This window comes from Streptomyces sp. ISL-36 (assembly GCF_018614205.1).
In the GTDB taxonomy this organism is placed as follows: domain Bacteria; phylum Actinomycetota; class Actinomycetes; order Streptomycetales; family Streptomycetaceae; genus Streptomyces.
Genome location: NZ_JAGGOS010000123.1, coordinates 1 through 12743 on the forward strand (window position 1 = coordinate 1; position 12743 = coordinate 12743).

11 protein-coding genes are annotated in these 12743 nt (G+C 72.3%); 5 read left to right on the forward strand and 6 right to left on the reverse strand.

Features of this window, described 5'->3' with window-relative positions:
* On the reverse strand, positions 1–936 hold a 936-nt coding region (locus J7E93_RS28915; RefSeq protein ID WP_215072952.1), incomplete at its 3' end, for a serine/threonine-protein kinase.
* Positions 937–1338: 402 nt separating this feature from the next.
* Here J7E93_RS28915 and J7E93_RS28920 point away from each other — a divergent pair.
* Positions 1339–3402, forward strand: a complete 2064-nt coding sequence (locus J7E93_RS28920) for a phosphocholine-specific phospholipase C (protein WP_215072953.1) — start codon at positions 1339–1341, stop codon at positions 3400–3402.
* A gap of 117 nt (positions 3403–3519) precedes the next feature.
* Here J7E93_RS28920 and J7E93_RS28925 read toward each other — a convergent pair whose 3' ends face one another.
* The gene (locus J7E93_RS28925) at positions 3520–4320 is read right to left on the reverse strand and encodes a DeoR/GlpR family DNA-binding transcription regulator (RefSeq protein WP_215072954.1); all 801 of its coding nucleotides are present in this window, start codon (positions 4318–4320) and stop codon (positions 3520–3522) included.
* 153 nt (positions 4321–4473) lie between these two features.
* Here J7E93_RS28925 and J7E93_RS28930 point away from each other — a divergent pair, with 153 nt between their 5' ends.
* The gene (locus J7E93_RS28930; RefSeq protein WP_215072955.1) at positions 4474–5433 is read left to right on the forward strand and encodes an SIS domain-containing protein; all 960 of its coding nucleotides are present in this window, start codon (positions 4474–4476) and stop codon (positions 5431–5433) included.
* A complete protein-coding gene (locus J7E93_RS28935) occupies positions 5433–6287 on the forward strand; it encodes a class II fructose-bisphosphate aldolase (protein WP_215072956.1) in 855 nt (284 codons plus the stop codon). The genes J7E93_RS28930 and J7E93_RS28935 overlap by 1 nt, the downstream gene beginning before the upstream one ends.
* Here J7E93_RS28935 and J7E93_RS28940 read toward each other — a convergent pair.
* Positions 6274–8013 carry a VanW family protein gene (locus tag J7E93_RS28940; RefSeq protein ID WP_308368825.1) on the reverse strand — a complete coding sequence of 580 codons (1740 nt, stop codon included), beginning with the start codon at positions 8011–8013 and terminating at the stop codon, positions 6274–6276. The genes J7E93_RS28935 and J7E93_RS28940 overlap by 14 nt on opposite strands.
* A 134-nt stretch (positions 8014–8147) precedes the next feature.
* On the opposite strand from J7E93_RS28940, the gene J7E93_RS28945 reads away from it, so the two are divergent.
* Together J7E93_RS28945 and J7E93_RS28950 are read left to right on the forward strand one after the other, a co-directional pair.
* On the forward strand, positions 8148–8909 hold the full coding sequence (locus J7E93_RS28945; protein ID WP_215072958.1) for an IclR family transcriptional regulator: 762 nt from the start codon (positions 8148–8150) through the stop codon (positions 8907–8909).
* Between the two features lie 45 nt (positions 8910–8954).
* A complete protein-coding gene (locus tag J7E93_RS28950) occupies positions 8955–9284 on the forward strand; it encodes a putative quinol monooxygenase (RefSeq protein ID WP_215072959.1) in 330 nt (109 codons plus the stop codon).
* 1 nt (position 9285) lies between these two features.
* On the opposite strand, the gene J7E93_RS28955 is transcribed toward J7E93_RS28950, so the two are convergent.
* The 3 genes from J7E93_RS28955 to J7E93_RS28965 all read right to left on the reverse strand — a co-directional run bounded on the left by J7E93_RS28955 (position 9286) and on the right by J7E93_RS28965 (position 12693).
* The gene (locus J7E93_RS28955; RefSeq protein ID WP_215072960.1) at positions 9286–10728 is read right to left on the reverse strand and encodes a GH1 family beta-glucosidase; all 1443 of its coding nucleotides are present in this window, start codon (positions 10726–10728) and stop codon (positions 9286–9288) included.
* A gap of 77 nt (positions 10729–10805) precedes the next feature.
* Positions 10806–11687: a carbohydrate ABC transporter permease gene (locus J7E93_RS28960; RefSeq protein ID WP_215072961.1), complete on the reverse strand. Its 882-nt coding sequence runs from the start codon at positions 11685–11687 to the stop codon at positions 10806–10808.
* Positions 11688–11691: 4 nt separating this feature from the next.
* Positions 11692–12693: a carbohydrate ABC transporter permease gene (locus J7E93_RS28965; protein ID WP_215072962.1), complete on the reverse strand. Its 1002-nt coding sequence runs from the start codon at positions 12691–12693 to the stop codon at positions 11692–11694.
* Positions 12694–12743: the final 50 nt, after the last annotated feature.

Sequence of the window (12743 nt, forward strand, 5' to 3'; positions counted from 1 at the left end):
CGGACGCGGCGCCGGCGGCGCGGGCAGGGTGGTCGTGGCGAGCGCGGTCGTCCCCGTGGCCGGGCCGCCGAAGGAGGGGAGGAGCAGCGGCAGAAGGGCGGCGAGCGCCGCCAGCCTCCGCCGGCCGCGCTCCTCCCAGTCGGGCCCGTAGGCGGCCGTGGCGACCGCTTCCAGCTCGGCCACGAACACCGCGGCGTTCCGGGGCCGTTGGGCCGGGTCCTTGGCCAGGCCTTGCCGGATCAGGGGGCGCAGCGGTTCCGGCGCGTCCGCGTCGGGAACGGGCGCCTCGATGTGCCGCAGCGCCAACTCGGCGAGGTTCTCGCCCGAGAACGGCTTACGGCCGGTCAGACACTCGAAGAACGTCGCGGTCGCCGCGTAGACGTCGGCGGCGGGCGAGGCGGGCTCGCCGCGCCACTGCTCCGGAGCCATGTACGCCGGGGTGCCGGCGACGCCGGGTGCGGTGCCGTGGTCCGTGGCGATGCCGAAGTCCACGAGCTTGGACGAACCGTCGGCCGCGACCAGGACGTTCTCGGGTTTGTAGTCGCGGTGCACCACGCCCGTCCGGTGCGCCGCGGCCAGTCCGAGCAGCGACCCCTTGAGCACCACCAGCGCCGCCTCGGGGCCGGTGGCGCCCTCCCGGGAGAGCAGCGCGCGCAGGGCGACCCCGTCCACCAGCTCCATGACGATCGCGGCGCCGCGCGGGGCCTCCACGTACTCGTAGAACCCCACGACATGGGGCGTGTCGAGGCCGCCCAGCAGCCGGGCCTCCGCGCGGAAGCCCCGTACGAAGGCGGAGTCGGCCCGCATGCGCTCGGCGAGGTACTTCACCGCCACCGGCACGCCGGTCGCGTCATGGAGGGCGAGGACGACGCGCCCGCTGCCCCCCGAACCCAGCTCCCGGTACTCGGTGTACCCGGGGACCACCCATGCGTCCATCCCGCCCCCCAGACGGCGATAGCCCCCCGCGCCCGCCGTGCGGTGGTGCACTCGCCTTCCTCAGAGGGGACAGATTCCGGCCAGGACCGGTTCCCGTCACCTCCCACGGAGTCGGCCCGGCGGCTGTCGCCCATGGCTGCCACAAGCGGGCCGCCACGAGCCGGTCGCCGTCGCGCGGGCATGGACTTCTCGTACGAGCCCATGGACTCTTCGCCGACCGGCCCCGGCCGGGGCGGACCGGACCCTACGGTGAACCCGGCCGTGGGGGCGTCCGCTCCCTTCCGCGTTCATGTCCTGTACCGCGCCCCCACGCGTCGACGACACGCCCCCGTCCCCTCACCCGCTGATCTTGGGCTCGCTCGGAACACCGTCCCCCCGGAATCCCTCAGAGGTGCTCAGACCATGACTGAACTCAATCGGCGCCGCTTCCTCCAGATCGCCGGCGCCACCGCCGGTTTCGCCGCCCTCCAGAGCAGCATCGCGCGGGCCGCCGCCATCCCCGCCGCACGCGCCTCCGGGAGCCTCGCCGACGTCGAGCACATCGTCGTGCTGATGCAGGAGAACCGCTCCTTCGACCACTACTTCGGCAAGCTGAACGGCGTCCGCGGTTTCGGCGACCCCCGCCCGGTCACCCTTCCCAGCGGCAAACCGGTCTGGTACCAGCGCGACGGCAACAAGGAGGTGCTGCCCTACCACCCGACCGCCGAGGACCTCGGCATGCAGTTCATCGCGGGCCTCAACCACGACTGGGCCGGCGGCCACAAGGCCTTCAACAACGGCAAGTACGACCAGTGGATCCCCGCGAAGTCCGCCGGCACGATGGCGTATCTGGACCGGAACGACATCCCGTTCCACTACGCGCTCGCCGACGCGTTCACCGTCTGCGACGCGTACCACTGCTCCTTCATCGGAGCCACGGATCCCAACCGCTACTACATGTGGACCGGTCACACCGGCAACGACCGGACCGGTGGCGGCCCGGTGCTCGGCAACGACGAGCTCGGGTACGGCTGGACGACGTACCCCGAGCGCCTGGAGCAGGCCGGAGTCTCCTGGAAGATCTACCAGGACATCGGCGACGGTCTGAACGCGGCCGGTCACTGGGGCTGGATCGACGACGCCTACCGCGGCAACTACGGGGACAACTCCCTGCTCTACTTCAACACCTACCGCAACGCCCAGCCCGGCACCCCGCTCTACGACAAGGCCCGCACCGGCACGAACGCGAAGGCGGGCGACGGGCTCTTCGACATCCTGCGCGCCGACGTCGCCGCGGACCGGCTGCCGAAGATCTCCTGGATCGCCGCCCCCGAGGCCTTCACCGAGCACCCCAACTGGCCCGCCAACTACGGAGCCTGGTACATCGCGCAGGTCCTGGACGCGCTGACCTCCAACCCTGAGGTGTGGAGCAGGACCGCGCTGTTCATCACCTACGACGAGAACGACGGCTACTTCGACCATGTCGTCCCGCCCTACCCCCCGGCCTCGGCCTCCCAGGGACTCTCCACCGTCGACACCTCCCTCGACCACTTCCCCGGAGACTCCCGCTACGCCGCGGGTGTCTACGGCCTCGGCCAGCGCGTCCCGATGATCGTCGTCTCGCCCTGGAGCAAGGGTGGTTACGTCTGCTCCGAGGTCTTCGACCACACCTCGATCATCCGGTTCATGGAGCGCCGGTTCGGGGTGAGGGAGCCGAACATCTCGCCCTGGCGCAGGGCCATCTGCGGCGATCTGACCTCCGCCTTCGACTTCGGCCTCGAGGACACCACGCCGCCGTCGCTGCCCGACACCGCGGGCTACCGGCCGCCGGACGGCGACCGGCACCCCAGCTATGTGCCGAAGCCGCCCGTCAAGCCGGCCCTGCCCACCCAGGAGCCGGGCGCCCGGCCGACCAGGGCGCTGCCGTACGAGCTCTTCGTGGACGGCGCGTCCACCCCTTCGACCGGCCGCTACACCCTCACCTTCGGTGCAGGGGCCAGGGCCGGGGCCTTCTTCCAGGTCACGGCGCCGAACCGCACCGACGGGCCGTGGACGTACACGACGGGCGCGGGCAAGACCCTCCCCGACACCTGGAACACCTCCTATTCCGCGGGGGTCTACGACCTGACGGTGAGCGGCCCCAACGGCTTCCTGCGTACCTTCCGGGGGCCGGGCCAGACCGCGGGCCCCGAGGTGACGGCACGTCATGACTCCCTCACCGGCAACCTGGTGCTGACGATGACCAACCCGGGCGCGGTCGACGTCCACCTCAAGGTCACCCAGGCCGCTGCCTACGGCGGCGGGTCGCAGAGCTTCAAGGTGGCCAGGGGCGCCACGGTGACGCACACCGTGGATCTGCGCGGCAGCCGGCGCTGGTACGACCTGTCGGTCGTCTCCGACGCCAATGCCACGTTCCTGCGGCGCTTCGCCGGCCATGTCGAGAACGGCGCGGTGGGCGTCAGCGACCCGGGCATCGCCACCGGCTGAGCCCGGAGGGGCGGTTGCGGACGCAGGCGGTTGCGGGCCCGGGCGGTGCGGGCGGGTGTGGTGCGGACGGGCGGTGCGGACCCGGGTGGGTGTGGTGCTAACTGGCGGTGCGGGCGGTCAGACGGGGACGACCTTCACCCCGGCGTCCGTGAGCCGCCGCACCGCCTCCGCCGGGATCGCCGCGTCCGTCACCAGCACGTCCACGCGGTCGAGCCCGCAGATCCTGGCGAAAGCGCGTCGGCCCAGCTTGGAGGAGTCGGTGACCACGACGACCCGGCTGGCGCGCTCGGCGAAGAGCCGGCTGATGCCCGCCTCGTCCTCGTGGTGGGCCATGATCCCCAACTCGGGGTCGATGCCGTCGACGCCGAGCACGACGACGTCGAGCACGACCTCGTTCAGTACGCCGGCGGCCAACGGGCCCACGAGTTCGTAGGTCTGCGGGCGGGCCACGCCCCCGGAGACCACGATCTTGATCTGGGGGCGTACCGCCAGCTCACCGGCGATGTTCAGCGCGTTGGTGACCACCGTCAGAGCGGGGGCGGTGGGCGTCGCGGGCGAGTTCGGCCCGCCGCCGGCGAAGCGCAGGGCCAGGGCCCGTGCCACCTCGGTCGTCGTCGTGCCGCCGTTGAGACCCACCACCTCGCCCTCGTGGACGAGTTCCGCCACCGCCGCGGCGATGCGCTGCTTCTCGGCGGCGTGCCGGGAGGACTTGTAGCGCAGCGGAAGCTCGTACGAGACCCCCTGCGGCACGGCCCCGCCGCGGGTGCGGACCAGGAGCCGCTGCTCGGCGAGTTCGTCCAGGTCGCGGCGGATCGTCGCGGGCGAGACGTCGAGGGTCGCCGCGGCCTCCTCGACCTCCAGCCTGCCGGTGGCGGCGAGCAGTTCGAGGAGCGTGTTCCACCGTTCGTGCTTGGACATGAGCGCGATCCTATCGCCGCACAGAGGGCGGAACCCCTGGACCGGACGCCCCGGCTGATGGATACTGCGCACCATCAAGATGCTCGAAGTTGCTCGAAACATCGCCTCTAAGAGCAGGATCGAGCAGACTCTGTCTCTGTGAAGGAGCCGCACGTGCCCACCTCGGGTCCCTCCCGCACCGCCGTCGAGATCGCCTCCCAACCCGCCTGCTGGCGCAAGGCCGCCGAGACCCTGCCCCGGCACAGCGCGGCGCTCCCTTCCCGGGGCGAGCGCGTCGCCGTGGTCGGCTGCGGCACCTCCTGGTTCATCGCCCAGGCCTACGCCCATCTGCGCGAGAGCGGTGGCCACGGCGAGACCGACGCCTTCGCCGCCTCCGAGTTCCCGCTCGGCCGCGGATACGACCGCGTCCTGGCGATCACCCGCTCGGGCACCACGACCGAGGTGCTCGACCTCCTCTCCCGGCTCTCGGGATCGATACCCACCGGCGCCCTCACCGCCGACCCGGCGACCCCCGTCATGCGCGCGGCCGACGCCGTCGCCGTCCTCGACTTCGCCGACGAGGAATCCGTGGTGCAGACCCGCTTCGCCACCACCGCACTCGCCCTGCTCCGCGCCCACCTGGAGAGCGAGAACGCCCTCCCGGCCGGGGTCCGCACCGTGGAGGAGGCGGCCACGGACGCCGAACGTGCCGTGTCGGTGCCCCTCGCGGCCGACATCACCGACGCCGAGCAGTTCACCTTCCTCGGCACCGGCTGGACCTACGGACTCGCCCTCGAAGCCGGCCTCAAGATGCGCGAGGCCGCCGGCGCCTGGACCGAGGCCTACCCGGCGATGGAGTACCGCCACGGCCCGATCAGCATCACCGCCCCCGGCCGCGTGGCCTGGGCCTTCGGTCGCGTCCCGGCCGGCCTCGCCGACGACGTCGCCCGCGTCGGCGGCACCCTCGTCGCCCAGTCGGGCGGTGCCGCCGGGGATCTCGACCCGATGGCCGACCTCATCCGCGCCCAGCGCCTCGCGGTCCTGCTCGCCGAGGCGCAGGGCCAGGACCCCGACCGGCCCCGCAACCTCACCCGCTCCGTCGTCCTCGCCGCGACCGCCGGGGGGAACGACTGATGCCGCTCACCGCCACCGACACGGTCGTCCTCGGCGCCCGCGACAGGAACGCCGGCGCGGGCGCGTTCAACGTCGTCCAGATCGAGCACGCGCAGGCCATCGTGGCGGGGGCGGAGGCCGCGGGGCTCCCCGTGATCCTCCAGATCAGCGAGAACACCGCCCGCTACCACGGCTCCCTCGAACCCATCGGGCTCGCCACCCTCGCGATCGCCCGCCGGGCCGCCGTCCCCGTCTCCGTCCACCTCGACCACGCCGAGTCGCCCGACCTCGTACGGGAGGCGGTCGGCCTCGGCTTCTGCTCCGTCATGTTCGACGCGTCGAAACTCCCGTACGACGAGAACCTGGCCGCCACCCGCGAGACGACGGACTTCTGCCACCGCCACGACGTCTGGGTGGAGGCCGAACTCGGCGAGGTGGGCGGCAAGGACGGCGCCCACGCCCCGGGTGTGCGCACCGACCCCGACGAGGCGCGGGCGTTCGTCGCGGCCACCGCCGTCGACGCCCTCGCCGTCGCGGTCGGCAGCTCCCACGCGATGGTGACCCGCGACGCCGTCCTCGACTTCGAGCTGATCGCCCGGCTGCGCGAGGCCGTCGACGTGCCCCTCGTGCTGCACGGCTCGTCGGGGGTCGGCGACGTCGACCTCGCCTGGGCCGTCAGCGCCGGGATGACGAAGGTGAACGTCTCCACCCACCTCAACAAGGCGTTCACCCGCGCGATACGGACCCATCTGGAGGAGCAGCCGGGCACCGTCGACCCGCGTCGCTACCTGGGCCCCGCGCGTGACGCCGTCGCACACGAGGTGACCCACCTGCTCCGGGTCCTCGCGGCGGACGCCGAGCTCATTCGCACGTGACACGGTCGCGCGGGGTGTAGTGCGTACGGAAGGTCTCCCGGCCGACCTCCGCCCCGCCGTCGTGGAAGACGCGGTCCACCGTGATGTCGAAGCCCTCCAGCGGGGTCTGCGGCTCGCACTCGGAGCCGGTGCCCTTCCGCTCGGCGGGCTCCGTCAGGTTGGTGCGTGGGCCCTCCACCGCCTCCACGGTGTCGTACTTCTTGGTGCCGTAGAAGGTGACGGTCACCGACGAGTCCGTGGCACTCGCCTGGATGTAGATCGCGTGCCCGGAGTCGTTGCGGAACTTCAGATCGAGCGTGCCCCAGGCGACCGTCGCCTCCCGGCCCGCCGGGTAGCGCTCGATGTAGAAGGAGTGCGCTCCGTACTCGACCGGCTTGACCCCGGCGAAGAAGATCGCGTTGAAGACGGTGGTGGCGACGGCCGAGACACCGCCGCCCGGCGCCGAGTGGTACTGCCCGTCCAGGATCATCGTGCCGTCCACGAAGCCGTTGGCCTTCGTGCGCTCGCCGACGGTCCGGTTGAAGCTCCAGACCTCACCCGGCCGCACCAGCGAGCCGTTGATCAGCTCGACCGCCCGGCCGATGTTGATCGTCCGGTAGGGCGCGGTGGGGAAGTCGACGGTGAAGGTGGACATCTGCTCCTCGATCCCGAGCTTCGCCACCGATTCCCGGGTCAGCTCCGGCTGGATCAGCTCGGTGGCGAGAGGCCCGGTCCGGGCGGCGGCGCCCGTCTTCGGGAGCAGCGGGCGTACGGCGTCGCCCAGGGCCTCGGCGGACACCTCGTGTCCCGGCCGGCCGTCCGACACCACCACCACCTTGCCGTCCCGCACCCCGAGTTCGGCCTCGACCGGTCCGTCGGCGATCGCGTCGAGCGGGCGCGTCACGTCCGGGTCCCTCCTCAGCCCCTGCGCGTCGAGGGAGGAGGTGAGGCGGCCCTTGTCGTCAGCCGCCACCTTCAGATGGTCGGAGAGCGTCGCCGGCGCGATCTGCAGGCGCTTGCCGTCGGCGGTGAGCGTCACCGGGCCGGACATGGCCGGGGTGCCGAAGTCCTCCATGAAGCGCGCGACCTCCGCCGCACCGGTCCTGGGCCGGGACACGGCGGCCGGCAGGACGACGGGGCGCGGCCCGATGCCCGGATAGGCCTCGCGCAGGGTGTCGGAGGCGCGCTCGACGTCCAGCTTCAGCCCGTCACGCGGCTGCACCGCCACGGCGTTGCCGTCCTTGAACGTCACGGAGCCCTCGACGGTCGTGCGGTCGAACTTCTCCGCCACGCCGGCCATCGCCGTACGCGCCTTCGTCTCGTCGAACGAGACGACCGGCGCGATGTCGCGGTCGTCGGAGGAGAAGAGCCGGCCGATCACCGTGACCGGGTCCCGCGCGGGGTCGGCGGCGCGCTCGGCGGTCTTCGCCGCGTCGACGGTGAGCCCGGCGGCGGCCGGATCCACGGTTCCGGTGCTGTCCCCGACCCGGACGGATATCGGCTCGGTCCACGAGGCGGGGGGTGAGCCAAGGAGCTTGCGCCGGGCCTCGTCGCGGCTCATGCCGCCTATGTCCACCCCGGCCACCCGGGTGCCGCTGGATATGTCGTCGCCGGTGGCGACGAGCCCCGCGACATACAGTCCGCCGCCGGCCACGAGGACCGCCCCCACAGCCGCCACCGCGATGCGTGTCCGCCGGCCGCGGGGGGACGAGAGGGCGGCGTCGTCGTGGTGCCTGGAGCCGCGCACACAGCCTCCCGGTGCGTGTCGGGGTCCCCGAGATACATCCGCGACGTTACGCCGAGCGGGTGCCCGTCGCATGTCGGCCGCCCGTGACCTGGCCTTATGTGCCCGGCCCCGGGCACCACCCGTACGCTGGACGGGTGCTGCCCCCCTCCACCCCCACCGGCCCGCAGTCCGTCGACCGGGCGCTCGCGATCCTCGACGCCGTCGCCGACGCCGGGCGGCCCGTCGCCGCGAAGACCCTGGCACGGCGGCTGGGCTGCGCACTGTCGACCGTGTACCACCTGGCGGGACCGCTGGTCGCCCGCGGGCATCTCGTCCGCACCGCCGACGGCTACGCGCCGGGGCCGCGGGTGCCCGCGCTGTACCGCTCGTACCGGCGCCACCACGGACTCGACAGCGGCGTCGGCGAACTCCTCGGGCGGCTGCGCAGGGCCTCGGGCGCCGAGGCGTACCTCACCGCCTACCGCGACGGCCGGATCACCGTCGTCGACACCACCGCCCCGGTCACCGACACGGCGCACCCCTTCCTCCCCGGCCCCGAACACCGTGCCCATGCCACCGCCCACGGCAAGGCGCTCCTCGCCGCGCTGCCGAAACCGCTGCGGCGCAGGTATCTGTCCGACCACGGCATGGCCCGCTTCACCGACCGGACGATCACCGGCGCCGAGCGCTTCGAGGCCGAACTGGCACGCGTGCGCGAACAGGGCTTCGCCGTCTCCGTCGGCGAGGCGGACCCGGCCTTCACCTGCCTGGCGATGACCCTGCCCGGGCGCGGCGACGGCATCGTGCACGCCCTCTCGGTATCGCTGCCGACCGCCGAGTTCCGCCACCGCCACGGTGAGGTCCGCGCCGCGCTGGCCCGGGCCGTCCCGGCGTTTCCGACGATGCCGGAATCCTGACCGGTCCGGCTGGTCCGGCCGGCGGGCGCCGACCAGGCTGGGCACATGATCTTCATCGCCGTACGGTTCACCGCCCGCCCCGACCGCGCCGACGCGTGGCTCGACCTCGTCGCCGACTTCACCCGCGCCACCCGCGAGGAACCGGGCAACCTCTTCTTCGACTGGTCGCGCGATGTCGACGACCCGAACCGGTTCGTCCTGCTGGAGGCCTTCGCCGACGCCGAGGCGGGCGCGGCGCACGTCGCCTCCGACCACTTCAGGGCGGGCCTTGACGTGATGGCCGGAGCGATCGCCACGACACCCGAGATCATCAACGTCGAGGTCCCTCAGCACGGTTGGGGCGCGATGGCCGAACTCGCGCCCCGCACCGCCTGAGTCAGCCCTCCTCCGGTTCGACGAGCTCCCCCGACCGCGCCACGCCCGCGTACCAGTGCGCGCTCGACTTCGGCGTGCGGGCGAGGGTCGCGTAGTCGACGTGGACCGCGCCGAACCGCTTCGCGTACCCGTACGCCCACTCGAAGTTGTCCATCAGCGACCAGAGGAAATAGCCGCGGACATCCGCCCCGTCCGCGATCGCCCGGTGCACGGCCGCCAGATGGTCGTGCACAAAGGCGATCCGGTCGGGGTCGTGGACCGTGCCGTCCGGGCCCACCTCGTCCTCGTAGGCCGCGCCGTTCTCGGTGATCAGCAGCGGCAGACCCGGGTAGCGGGAGGAGACCCGTGTCAGCAGGTCGTACAGCCCGCTCGGGTCCACCGCCCACCCCATCGCCGTGTGGTCGCCCGGCGCCCGGTGGAAGGCGACGTCGTCCGCGCCGGGCCACGGGGAGTGGTCGCTCGCCCCGTGGCCGTCGTCCTGCGGCTTCTCCATCCCCTCCGCGACCGCCGAGACCACCGTCGGCGTGTAGTAGTTGATGCCGAGCGAGTCCAGCGGCTGCCGGATGGTCTCCGTGTCGCCGTCCCGCACGAAGTCCCAGTCGGTGAGGGACGCGGTGTCGGCGAGAAGGTCCTCCGGGTACGCGCCGTCCAGCAGCGGGCCCAAGAAGACCCGGTTGCCGACCGCGTCGATCCGGCGGGCCGCCTCCCGGTCCTCCGCCGAGGGCGTCAGCGGCCGGATCTCGTGCAGATTGAGACTGATCGAGAGCCGGGCCCGGCCCGGCAGCGCGGAGTGCAGGGCCTGAGCGGCAAGACCGTGGCCCAGGTTGAGGTGGTGCGCGGCGCGCAGCGCGGCCACCGGCTCGGTGCGGCCGGGAGCGTGGACCCCGGAGCCGTACCCGAGGAAGGCGCTGCACCAGGGCTCGTTGAGCGTGGTCCAACGGGTGACCCGGTCACCGAGCGCCTCGCCGACCAGCGCCGCGTACGCGCCGAACCGCTCCGCCGTGGCCCGCTCCGGCCAGCCGCCCGCGGCCTCCAGATCCTGCGGCAGGTCCCAGTGGTAGAGCGTGACGACGGGCTCGATACCGGCGCCGAGCAGCTCGTCGACGAGCCCGCGGTAGAAGTCCAGGCCCTTCTGGACGGCGGGGCCGCGGCCGGTGGGCTGGACCCGCGGCCACGACACCGAGAACCGGTAGGCGCTCAGGCCGAGATCCGCCATCATCCGGACGTCGTCGCGGAAGCGGTGGTAGTGGTCGACGGCCACATCGCCGGTGTGGCCCGCGAACACCTTCCCCGGCGTGCGCGAGAACGTGTCCCAGATCGACGGGGTACGGCCGTCCTCCGCCGCGGCGCCCTCGATCTGGTAGGCGGCGGTGGCGGTGCCCCACAGGAATCCGGCCGGGAACCGGCGCGTGGTGGTACGGGGGCGGGGGTCTGTCGCGGTCATGCGGAAGTGCTCCCGAGTGAGAGGAGGGTACGTACGGAAGGGGGCGGCCGCCGGCCCATCGTGGCCGGCGGACCCGGTCAGCTCTTGACGGCGCCCGAGGTGATGCCACCGACGATGTGCTTGCCGAGCACGACGAAGACCAGCAGCAGCGGCAGGGTGGAAATCAGCGCGCCGGTCAGCACGACCGCCTGGTCGACGCTGTGGTTGCCCGCGCCGAGGCCGGCCAGGGCGACCTGCAAGGTCGGGTTCCCGTCCGGGGTCAGCGCGATGAACGGCCAGAAGAAGTCGTTCCAAGCCTGGACGAAGACCAGCATCCCGAGCACCGCCATCGCGGGCCTGGCGATCGGGAACACCACGTGCCAGATGATCCGCAGGCTGTGCGCGCCGTCCATGCGGGCCGCCTCGACCAGCTCCACCGGCAGCGCCTCGATCAGGTACTGCCGCATGAAGAACACGCCGAACGCGGCGACCAGGGACGGCAGGACGACCGACTGGAGCTGGTCGACCCAGCCCAGGTCGGTGATGATCCGGTACAGCGGGATCACACTGAGCTGCGGCGGGATCGTCATCGTGGCCACGACGAGCGCGAGCATCGCATTGCGGCCCCGGAACGGCAGCTTGGCGAAGGCGAAGCCGGCCAGCGTGGAGAAGAGGACCGTGGACACCGCGACCAGGCCGGCGACGACGGTGGTGTTGATCAGCGCCTCGCCCATGTCCACCTGGTTCCAGGCGAAGGTGAGGTTGTCGAACAGCCGGGGGCCGGGGAGCAGTGGGGCCGGGGCCTCCACCACGCGCTCGCCCGAGTGGGAGGCGGCGACGAGGTTCCAGTACAGCGGGAAGAGCGAGACCAGGGCGGCCAGGCCCAGCAGGACGTAGGTCAGCGGGCCGGCGTGGTGCTGGCGCCCGGCGGCCGGGCGCCCGAAGCGACGCTTCCTGTCCAGGGTGGTGGTGTGCGTCATCGGGTCAGGCCCCCAGCTTCTTGCGGTTCACCCGGGCGAAGAGCATCCGGACCGCCCCGATCAGCAGCAGGAGCAGCAGCATCACCCAGGCGATGGCGGATGCCTGTCCCAGGGCGCCGGTCACCCAGCCCTTCTCGTACATCAGCAGGCTCAGCGTCTGGAACTGGTTGCCGCTGCCGCCGCTCACGCCGAGGCTGCCGCCGAAGATCATCGGCTCGCCGAAGAGCTGCGTGGCGCCGATGGTGGACACGATGATCGTGAACAGGATCGTCGGGCGGATCGACGGGATGGTGACGCTGAGGAACTGCCGCCAGCGGGAGGCCCCGTCGAGCGCCGCCGCCTCGTAGAGGTCCTGCGGCACCGCCTGCATCGCCGCCAGGTAGATCAGCGCGTTGTACCCGGTCCAGCGCCAGGTCACGATCGTCGAGATGGCTATCTGGGAAGGCCATTTCGAGGACTCCCAGTCGACCGGGTCGAAACCGACCCAGCCCAACACGGTGTTGATCAGGCCGTAGTCGGTGTTGAAGAGCTGGGCGAAGACGAGCGTCGCCGCCGCGATCGAGGTCGCGTAGGGGGCGAGCACCGCGACGCGGAAGAAACCGCGGCCGCGCAGCTTGTAGTTGAGCAGATGGGCCAGGCCCAGGGCCATGAGCAGCTGGGGGACGGTCGAGACCACCCCGATGGTGAAGGTGTTGGCGAGGGCGTTCCAGAAGAACTCGCTGTCCGCGAGGGTGGCGTAGTTGTCCAGCCCCTTCCACTGCGCGTCGCCGCCGAGCTCGACCCGGTGGAGCGAGAGCCAGCCCGTGTAGAGCAGCGGGAAGAGCCCGAAGGCCGCGAAGGTGAGGAAGAAGGGGGTGACGAAGGCGTACGGGCTCAGCCGCAGGTCCCACCGGTAGAGCCGGCTGCGCCAGCCGCTGTGCGGCGGCGGGGTGCTGCGGCGGGTGGGGGAGGAGGGCGGGGCGGGCGGCGGGGTGCCGTCGGCCGCGGCCCGGAGGGAGGTGGCCACGAGGGGCGTCCCTTCGGTGTCGGTGCGCGTGCGGTGCGTTCGGAGGAGGA